We start from the raw sequence: 7,796 nt of genomic DNA, 5'->3' as shown, positions 1-7,796 counted from the left end.
TCACGCCTGGTCCTCCCCGAAGACCGTGCAAGGCCCCGTCACGCCAAGTCCTCTCGGAACACCGCGTGATGCCCTGTCCGCCAAGTCGTTCCGGAAGAGCGTGAGTTCCCCTGTCACGCCACGTCCTCCCGCAGCTCCGCCAGCCGGTGCAGCCCGGCCAGCACCTCGTCGCGGCCGAGGCCGAAGTCCACGAAGCAGGCGACCTCGTCGCAGCCCAGCTCCCGCAGGTCGGCGAGCATCTTGCCGCAGGTCCCGGCGGAGCCGAGCAGACTGCCCCAGGCCAGATACCGGTGGAAGGCGAACTCGGCGAGCAGCGCCGTCTGTTCCTCGGTGAGCTCCGCCGTCGCCCTGTCGGCCGTGCGGTTCGCGGTGGTCTGCCGCACGTACGAACGCAGATAACGCTTCAGCGGCTCGGCGGTCAGCCGCCGCGCCTCCTCGTCGTCCGCGCCGACGAACGTGTGCGCCATCAGCGTCACCCTGCCGTGCGCGTCGGTGCCGCCCTGGTCGGGGGCGGCGGCGCAGGCGGCCCGGTAGCGGGCGATCCGCTCGGCGAGTTCCTCCCGGCTCTGCCCGACGGTCGCCGCGAGCACACCGGTCCGCAGACCTCCGGCCGCCTCCCAGGTCGCGGGGTTGCCGGAACTCGTCAGCCACAGCGGCAGGGTGTCCTGCACGGGTCGGGGCTGCGGCCGGACGGCGACCGAGGTGCCGGTGCCGTCGGTGAACTCGGCCGCCTCGCCCGCCCACAGCCGCCGCAGCAGCGGGATGTCGCGCAGGGTCCGCTCCCGGCGGTCCTCGTAGGCGCCGGGAGCGAGCACGAAGTCGGCGGAGTGCCAGCCCGTCGCGGCCGACAGCCCGATCCGGCCGTGCGAGAGGTTGTCGACGACCGCCCAGTCCTCCGCGATCCGCAGCGGATGGTGCAGCGGCAGGATCACGCTGCCCGCCCGGATGTTGATCCGCTCGGTCGCCACCGCCAGCGCCGCGCTCAGCACCGGAGGGCTCGGGAACACCTGGCCCACCTGCTGGAAGTGTCGCTCCGGCGTCCAGATCGCGTGGAAGCCGAGCCGGTCCGCGGTGCGGGCGACGGTGAGGATGTCGTCGTAGGCCGCGCTGTGCCGGGGCGCGGCCCCCGGGCCGGCGGGGCTGTCGGCGCCGAAGAACATCACGCTCAGCTCCATGGCACCTCCTTCTGACTGGTGTCGGTACGGTCGGCACGGCCGGGCTGCCGGGGAACGCGCGGGCGGCGCGGGATCGGCGCCGCGACGGCGGGTGCCCCGGCCGGCGCCCGCTCCAGCTCGGCGGCGAGCGCGGCGACCGTGGGCGAGGTGAACAGCTGGGCGGCGGTCACCGTGCGTCCGGCACCGGTGAGACGGGCGGCGACCCGCACCGCGCGCAGGGAGTTGCCGCCCAGCCCGAAGAAGTCGTCGTGCGGGCCGACGCGTTCGACGCCGAGGACCTCGGACCAGACGGCGGTGATCTCCCGGTGCAGGGCCGAGTCCGCCGGTACGCCGTCGGCGCGGGCGGGGGTGAGGACCGCGTCCCGCGCCGGGTCCGCCTGCCGCGACGGCGAGGGCAGCGCGAGCCGGGACAGCGGCAGGTCCGGCTCGGCGGCCGCCGCGCGCAGCGCCCCGACGACCGCGTCCGCCAGGCCGGCCACGAACTCCCGCTCCAGGCATGAGGTCCGGTACTCGAAGACCAGTGTCATGCCGTCCGGCGCGCCCGACGCGGCGTGGTCGTCCGTCACGTCCACCAGCAACTCGAACCGCGCCGCGCCGGTCCGCAGCGGCTCCACACCGCTCACGGCGCCCGGCAGGCCGGCCTCGGCGCGGGCGTTGTTCTGCAACGCCAGCACCACCTCCGTGAACGGCTGCCGCCCCGGCGGACGTACGGGGCGCAGCGCGTCCACGACCTCCTCGAACGGCACGTCCTGGTGCGCGAAGGCGTCCAGCGCCGTCTCCCGGACCCGCGCGAGCAGCTGCCGGGAGGTCGGGTCGCCCGCGGCGTCGGTGCGCAGCACCAGCATGTTGACGAAGAACCCGACGACGTCGTCCACGAGGCCGTCGTGCCCGCGCCCGGCCACCGGCGACCCGACCGCGAGGTCCGTGCCCGCCCCGGCCCGCACCAGCGCGGTGGCCAGGGCCGCGTGCAGCGCCATGAACAGCGTGGCGCCCTGCCCCCGCGCCGCCTCGACGATCCGCCCGTGTTCCCGGGCGTCCAGCCGCCGTACGACGGTGTCGGCGTCGCGGCCCGGCACGGCGGGCCGTCCCGGACGGCGGGGGAGCAGCGGACCGCCGGGCGCCAGACCGGCCAGGGCCTCGCGCCAGAAGGCGAGTTGCTCCGACGCGAGCGACCCGGTCTCGTCGGCCGCACCGAGCCGCTCCCGCTGCCGTCGGGCGAAGTCGGCGTACGGGACGGGCAGCGCGGCCGGCTCCGCAACGGTTCCGGCGACGCGGGCCGCGTAGGCCCGCGACAGGTCCCGGAACAACGGGGGCAGGGACCAGCCGTCGCCCGCGACGTGATGCAGCACGAGCAGCAGCGCGTACTCGCCCGGGCGGTCCGTGACACCGAACAGCACGGCGTGCAGCGGCAGTTCGGTCGCCAGGTCGAACCGGTGCCGGGCGGCCTCCTCGACGGCCTTCGCCAGCTCGCCGGAGCCGACCTCGACCTGCCGCAGCCGCGGCCGAGCCTCGGACCCTTCCAGCACCCGCTGCCGCGGCTCGCCGTCGGTCTCCTCGAACACGGTCCGCAGCACCGCCTGCCGGTCCGCGACGTCCCCGAGCGCGGCCCGCAGCGCCGCCGCGTCGACGGCCCCGCGCAGCCGCACCAGCACCGGCAGCGTGTACGCGGTTCCCGCGTCGACCCGGTCCAGGAACCACAGGCGGCGCTGGGCGGGGGACAGGGTCTGCGTGTCGCCGGCCGGGGGAGGGGCGGGCGCGGTGGGACGGTCGTCCTTCCCCGCCGCCTCCTCGACGTGCGGCAGCAGCGCCGCCGGCGTCGGGCATTCGAAGAGCGTGCGCACGCCGACCCGCGCGCCCAGCGTGAGCTGGATCCGGCCCAGTAACCGGGCCGCCGTCAGGGAGTTGCCGCCGAGCGCGAAGAAGTCGTCGTCGGGGCCGACGGACGCGACCCCCAGCACGTCGGAGAACAGCCCGCACAGCGCTTTCTCCACCGGCCCCGCCGGCCGCCGTCCGGCGGCGGAGCCGAGCGAGCCGGTGACCGGGCCGGGCTCCGGCAGGGCGGCGCGGTCGAGCTTGCCGTTGGGGGTCAGGGGCAGGGCGTCCAGCGGTACGAAGGCCGCCGGGACGAGATAGTCCGCGAGCAGGCGAGCCGCGTACGCCCGTAACTCGCCTTCCGGGAACCGCTGGAGGTCCCCGCCGCCCGGAACGACGTAGGCGACGAGCCGTTGCTCGCCCGTGGCGTCCGGGCGGGCGACGACGGCGGCCCGGTCGACGCCCGGATGGCCCGCGAGAACCGTCTCCACCTCGCCGGGCTCCACCCGGAACCCGCGGATCTTCACCTGCGCGTCGGCACGCCCGAGGTACTCCAGCACCCCGTCCGCCCGCCGCCGCACCAGATCCCCGGTGCGGTACATCCGCTCACCGGCGGGTCCGTACGGGTCGGCGACGAACCGCTCGGCCGTCAGCTCCGGCCGGCCGCAGTAGCCGAGGGCGACACCTGCCCCGGCGGCGTACAGCTCGCCCGTCCCGCCGTCCGCGACCGGCCGCAGCGCCTCGTCCAGCACCCGCAGCCGCTTGCCGGCGAGCGGGCGACCGATCGGCACCGGCCGGCCGTCCCGCACCTCCTCGGCGGTGACCGGGTGGACCGTCAGGAAGACCATGCCCTCGACCGGGCCGTAGCCGTTGCTCAGCCGCAGGGCCGGGTGGCGCGCGAGCGCGCGGGCCGCGTGCGCGGGCGACAACGGCTCACCGCCGACGATCAGTTCCCGTACGCCGTCGAGGGCCCTCGGGTACTCGTCGACGACCACGTGGAACAGGGACGCCGAGAGATACATCGAGGTGACGGCGTGCCGGGCGACCAGGCCGGCCATCACCACCGGGTCGGGGCGCTGCCCCGGGTGCAGCACGCACACGCCGCCGTTCAGCAGCGGACCCCACAGCTCCAGCGCGAACGCGTCCCACGACACCGGCGAGCACTGCAACCACACCGCACCGGCGCCGAAGGAGGCGAAGTCCTGCCCGGTGAGCGTCCCGGTGATCGCGGCATGCGAGGCGACGATGCCCTTGGGACGGCCGGTGGAGCCGGAGGTGAACATGACGCAGGCGGGGGTGTCCGGCCGTACGGCCACGCCGTGGGACCCGGTCAGCGGAGCTCGCGCCGCGTCCTCCACCGCCACCGACGCGCCGTGCTCCACCGCCACCGAAGCAGCGTCCTCCCTCTCCGCCGCCCCGGCGTCTTCCATGGCTCCCGAACCGGCGTCTTCATCGGCGTCCTCCACCGCCACCGACGCGGCCTGCGTCACCGGCTGCCGCAGCCCGCGGCGGGAGACCACCACGGCGACCTGCGCGTCGGCCGCCATCGCGCGCAGCCGCTCCGCCGGGAAGTCCGGGTCGAGCATCGCGTAGCCGGCACCGGCCTTGAGCGTGCCGAGCAGCGCCACCACCATCTCGGCGGACCGCTCCAGATACACGCCCACCAGCGCCCCCGGCCGTACGCCGTGCCGGCGCAGCAGCGCGGCCAAGCGGTCGGCGCGCGCGTCGAGTTCGCCGTAGCTCAGCCGTTCCCCGCCGTGCACCAGCGCGGTCGCCGCAGGTGTCCGCCGGGCCTGTTCCGCGAAGAGTTCATGCACCCCGTGCAACGCCCCCGTCGCCCCCATCTCAGGTGTCTGCGCCCGCGGGGGAGGGACATATGTCCGTCCAGCGCTCCTCGACGAAGGCCAGGCACTCGGCACGGCTGCTCGCGGTCAGCGCCACGTTCCATCCGTCCGGCACGGTGATCCCGTCGGGCCAGAGCGAGTACTGGCCCTCGGCGTTGGTGAGGACGAGATAGGTCCCGTTCTCGTCCTCGAACGGATGGGTGGTCATGGTCATCCCTCCACGAGTGCTTTGGTCTCGGGGTTGTCGGGTTTGTCGGTTCCTTCCGGGCCCTCGGGATCGCCGGGGCGCGCGGAGGCGTCGCCGTCCGTGGCCGCCGCGGAGTCCGCCTCGTCCTCGGCGACGTCGGGCAGCAGCGCGTCGATCTCCCGCACCGTGCGCCGGGACATGCTCAGCACCGCCACGGTGATGCCGCACAGCCCCGCGATGAGCAGCATGGCGGCCATACCGCTGCCGGGCCCGTCCCCGAGGAGCGGCCCCAGCACCACGAAGATGCCGGCGCCGTCCGCGGCCTGCGGTTCGAAGACGTGGTCGGCCAGCGGTCCGGAGACCGCGGTGGCCAGCGGCACGGAGATCTGCGACAGGAACATCACCGCGCCGAAGACCCGGCCGTGCCACTCCTGCGGGACCTTCGTCTGCACGATCGCCTGCATCGTGCCGTTGATCATCGGCATCAGCGCCGCGCCCACGAGGATGGCCGCGCACCAGCCGACCACCTCGCCGGCCAGCGCCATCGCCACCTGGGCGGACAGACACATGCCGATGATGCCGAGCAGCATGCCCCGGGCCCGGTTGCGCGGCCCGCTCCAGGCCGCCATCAGCAGCCCGCCCGCGACCCCGCCGACCCCGATCGCGGTGTTGACGCTCGCCAGCGCCGAGGTCTCCCCGCCGGAACGGGCCAGCACCATGGGCTGTACGGCGGCGAAGCCGAAGACCATGACCAGGTTGACGAAGCAGAAGGCCAGCATCAGATCGCGCAGGCTCGGGAACCGGAAGAGGAACCGCATCCCCTCGACGGCCTCGGCGACGAGCTTCTTGCGCGGACCGCCGCCCGCCTCCGCCCCGGGACCGGTGTCCCCCTTCATCCGTACGACCCGGATCGCGGCCAGCGCGAGAGCGAAGCTCACCAGGTCGGCGACGAGGATGAAACCGAGCCCGGAGAACGCCACCAGCAGCCCGCCCAGCGCCGGACCGCCGACGTCGGCCGTGCTCTTGGCGCTCGCCAGCAGACTGTTCGCGCGCTGGAGTTGGCGCTTTTCCACCAGCAGCGGCACGGCGGCGCCGAGTGCCGGGAACTGGAAGGCGGCCGCACCGCCGAGCAGCATGACCGCGCCGTAGACCTCCCAGGTGTGCAGCCCGCCGGTGAAGTGCAGGACGCTGAGCAGCGCCACGACCAGCAGCCCACCACCGTCGGCGAGTTGGAGTGCCGTACGCCTGCGGACGCGGTCGACGAAGGCACCGGCGAGCGGGCTCAGCAGCACCTGGGGGAGCAGCGCGCACAGCGACAGCGTGGTCAGCGCGGTCGCCCGGCCGGTCGCCGCCCAGGTCTCGAAGACGAAGGCGAACCGCAGCACGGAGTTACCGACCAGCGACACCGCCTGCCCGCTCCACACGAGCATGAAGGGACCCATGCCGGTGAACCGGCCGGTCCTGCCCCCGTCGTGCGCGGTGTCGTCCTGCGAACGCGCCGCATCGGCCACGTGCGTACCCCCGTCGAATGTGGCTTCCGGTCGAGAACCCTAGTTCGAAGAGGTGGGCCGCACAGCCCCGATCATGAAAGGCGTCCGAGAAGCCCTCACACCGGGGCCGTGACGACCGAGAGGGCCGTGCGCTGACAGGGCCGTACCGGGACAAGGCGCTGTCACCTCGTAGGCACCTACGAACGATTGACGACACAACGACATTCGTGACGACCCGGACGAGAGCTGCCGTCCCGGGACACCTCGGCCGCCCGCCGGCAGCGGTTCCGGGCCCCCGCACTCCCCGTCAAGGGTGTCATTCTCCCGGCCGTTGACCGATGGACTGGCCGCACCAACTGCGGTCTCCCTAGGATGTGTTGTCGGCGAGGTGATCTCCTCGGCCGTCCTGCCCCTGGGGGAAGCCATGGAGCCTGGAAAGCTGTCCACGTCGATCGATGCCACGGTCCCCACGGCCGCGCGCATGTACGACCACTACCTCGGAGGCAAGGACAACTACGCCTCGGACCGAGCCGCCTGCGAGGAGCTGGACAAGGTCGTCCCCAGCACCCGGGCCCTCGCCCTGAACAACCGACGCTTCCTGCAGCGCGTGGTCGGAACCCTGGCCGGCGAGTTCGGCATCCGGCAGTTCCTCGACCACGGCTCCGGCCTGCCCACCCAGAACAACGTCCACCAGGTCGCGCAGACAGTCGACCCCACCGCGCGCGTGGTGTACGTCGACAACGACCCGATGGTCCTGGTCCACGGCCGCGCCCTGCTGGACCAGAACAACAACACCGCCGTCATCCACGCCGACATGCGGGAGACGGACCTGATCTTCTCCCACCCGGACACCGAGCGTCTGATCGACTTCTCGCAGCCGGTGGCGGTGCTGTTCAACTCGGTGTTCCACTGCATCCCCGACAGCGACACCGACGGCCCGCTCGCCGTGGCCCACCGGGTGCGCGAGCGCCTGGCGCCCGGCAGCTTCATGGTGATGTGCCAGCTGGTCAGCGAGGACGCCGAGGTCCGCAAGTTCGTCACCGACTTCATGAACCAGGCCACGCAGGGGCACTGGGGCCGGGTGCGTCAGGAGAAGGACGTCGCGGCGTACTTCGACGGCCTGGAGATCCTCGAACCGGGCCTCGTGGAGGTCTCCACGTGGCGCCCCGACACCGAGGTGGCACCGCGTCAGCTCACGCAGGAGTGGATCGAGTTCGGCGGCGTGGGCCGACTGCCGTAGCGAACGGAACGACGGGGGCGGCGGTGCCGCCGCTCCCGGTGGGTCTTC

At 73.7% G+C, this 7,796-nt stretch carries 5 protein-coding genes; 1 reads left to right on the top strand and 4 read right to left on the bottom strand.

Features of this window, described 5'->3' with window-relative positions:
- Positions 1-113 precede the first annotated feature (113 nt).
- Genes ACGFW6_RS19270 through ACGFW6_RS19255 form a run of 4 tightly spaced genes read right to left on the bottom strand, consistent with a single transcriptional unit; the run spans position 114 to position 6,529 of the window.
- A complete protein-coding gene (locus ACGFW6_RS19270) occupies positions 114-1,175 on the bottom strand; it encodes a MupA/Atu3671 family FMN-dependent luciferase-like monooxygenase (RefSeq protein ID WP_393510784.1) in 1,062 nt (353 codons plus the stop codon).
- Positions 1,166-4,831 carry an amino acid adenylation domain-containing protein gene (locus ACGFW6_RS19265; protein WP_393510781.1) on the bottom strand — a complete coding sequence of 1,222 codons (3,666 nt, stop codon included), beginning with the start codon at positions 4,829-4,831 and terminating at the stop codon, positions 1,166-1,168. The genes ACGFW6_RS19270 and ACGFW6_RS19265 overlap by 10 nt, the downstream gene beginning before the upstream one ends.
- A gap of 1 nt (position 4,832) precedes the next feature.
- Positions 4,833-5,039, bottom strand: a complete 207-nt coding sequence (locus tag ACGFW6_RS19260; protein WP_393510778.1) for an MbtH family protein — start codon at positions 5,037-5,039, stop codon at positions 4,833-4,835.
- A 2-nt stretch (positions 5,040-5,041) separates the two neighbouring features.
- On the bottom strand, positions 5,042-6,529 hold the full coding sequence (locus ACGFW6_RS19255) for an MFS transporter (RefSeq protein WP_393510775.1): 1,488 nt from the start codon (positions 6,527-6,529) through the stop codon (positions 5,042-5,044).
- Positions 6,530-6,932: 403 nt separating this feature from the next.
- Here ACGFW6_RS19255 and ACGFW6_RS19250 point away from each other — a divergent pair, with 403 nt between their 5' ends.
- Positions 6,933-7,748 carry an SAM-dependent methyltransferase gene (locus ACGFW6_RS19250; RefSeq protein ID WP_393510772.1) on the top strand — a complete coding sequence of 272 codons (816 nt, stop codon included), beginning with the start codon at positions 6,933-6,935 and terminating at the stop codon, positions 7,746-7,748.
- The last annotated feature ends 48 nt before the right edge of the window (positions 7,749-7,796 follow it).

Source organism: Streptomyces sp. Y7, from assembly GCF_043195415.1.
Classification (GTDB): Bacteria; Actinomycetota; Actinomycetes; order Streptomycetales; family Streptomycetaceae; genus Streptomyces.
Note: the sequence above shows the minus strand (reverse complement) of the source record. Positions and strands in the feature narration are given on the sequence as shown.